The organism is Flavobacterium sp. KMS, from assembly GCF_000813005.1.
Lineage (GTDB): Bacteria > Bacteroidota > Bacteroidia > Flavobacteriales > Flavobacteriaceae > Flavobacterium.
In genome coordinates this window covers 1-1799 of record NZ_JSYP01000053.1, presented here as the reverse complement: position 1 = coordinate 1799, position 1799 = coordinate 1, and the positions used below count along the sequence as shown (strand labels likewise).

Annotated in this window: 1 pseudogene; it reads right to left on the bottom strand. The window is 41.9% G+C overall.

Going from position 1 to position 1799, the window contains the following annotated elements:
- Positions 1-1799 (bottom strand): annotated as a pseudogene (locus tag OA93_RS25255) (hypothetical protein); the annotation flags it as partial.

Below are 1799 nucleotides of genomic sequence, written 5' to 3'. Positions count from 1 at the left end.
GTTTCATTTACCTGAAGACTTGCTACTGTTGGTGCATTTACCAAACAGAAGTCTTGAGTATCGTCGGTAGTAGTTGGTGTAGCTGGATCTGTTACTGTTACTGTTACTAATAAACGAACTGAACTCTCACAATTAGTTACTGGGTCTAGAATTGCTCCATAATATGTTCCGCTTGCTAATGCTGTCGTTGGCGCTAAAGCCACTCCTCCTGTTGCAACATTGTACCAAACTACACCAGTTTCATTTACCTGAAGACTTGCTACTGTTGGTGCATTTGTCAAACAGAAACTTTGAGTTGCGTTATTTGTAGTTGGCGTTGCAGGATCGGTTACTGTTACTGTTACTAATAAACGAACTGAACTCTCACAATTAGTTGTCGGATCATGGATAACTCCATAATAGGTTCCGCTAGCTAAGACTGTTGTTCGTGTTAAAGCGATTCCGCTTGTAGCAGTGGTATACCAAACTACATTGGCCTCATTTACCTGAAGACTTGCTACTGTTGGCGCATTTACCAAACAGAAGTCTTGAGTCGCATCAGTAGTAGTTGGTGTAGCTGGATTAGTTACCGTTACTGTTACCAGTAAACGAACTGAACTTTCACATCCTGTTACCGGATCAAGGATCGCTCCATAATATATTCCATTTGCTAAAGCTGCTGTTGGCGCTAAAGCCACTCCTCCTGTAGCAGTGCTGTACCAAACTACTCCTGTTTCATTTACCTGAATACTTGCTACTGTTGGCGCATTTATCAAACAGAAGTCTTGAGTTGTATCGGTAGTAGTTGGTGTAGCTGGATCGGTAACTGTTACTGTTACTAATAAACGAACTGAACTCTCACAATTAGTTACCGGATCAAGGATTGCTCCATAATAAGTTCCGCTCGCTAAAGCTGTTGTTGGCGCTAAAGCCACTCCACCTGTAGCGGTGCTGTACCAAACTACGCCAGTTTCATTTACCTGAAGACTTGCAACTGTTGGAGCATTTACCAAACAGAAGTCTTGGGTAGTATCGGTAGTAGTTGGTGTTACAGGGTCGGTTACGGTTACTGTTACCAGTAAACGAACTGAACTCTCACAATTGGTTATTGGGTCTAAGATTGCTCCGTAATAACTTCCGCTTGATAAAACTGTTGTTGATGCTAAAGCTGTTCCTCCAGTGGCAACATTGTACCAAACTACTCCAGTTTCATTTACCTGAAGACTTGCAACTGTTGGTGCATTTACCAAACAGAAGTCTTGAGTATCGTCGGTAGTAGTTGGTGTTGCAGGATCTGTAACTGTTACGGTTACCAGTAAACGAACTGAACTCTCACAATTAGTTACTGGATCTAAGATTGCTCCATAATATGTTCCATTAGCTAAAGCTGTTGTTGGCGCTAAAGCCACTCCTCCTGTAGCAGTGCTATACCAAACTACGCCAGTTTCATTTACCTGAAGACTTGCAACTGTTGGTGCATTTACCAAACAGAAATCTTGAGTATCATCAGTAGTAGTTGGTGTAGCTGGATCAGTTACTGTAACTGTTACCAGTAAACGAACTGAACTTTCACATCCTGTTACCGGATCAAGGATTGCTCCATAATAAGTTCCGCTCACTAAAGCTGTTGTTGGTGCTAAAGCTGTTCCTCCAGTGGCAACATTATACCAAACTACGCCAGTTTCATTTACCTGAAGATTTGCTACTGTTGGCGTATTTACCAGACAGAAATCTTGAGTATCATCAGTAGTCGTTGGTGTAGCTGGATCGGTAACTGTTACTGTTACTAATAAACGAACTGAACTCTCACAATTAGTTAC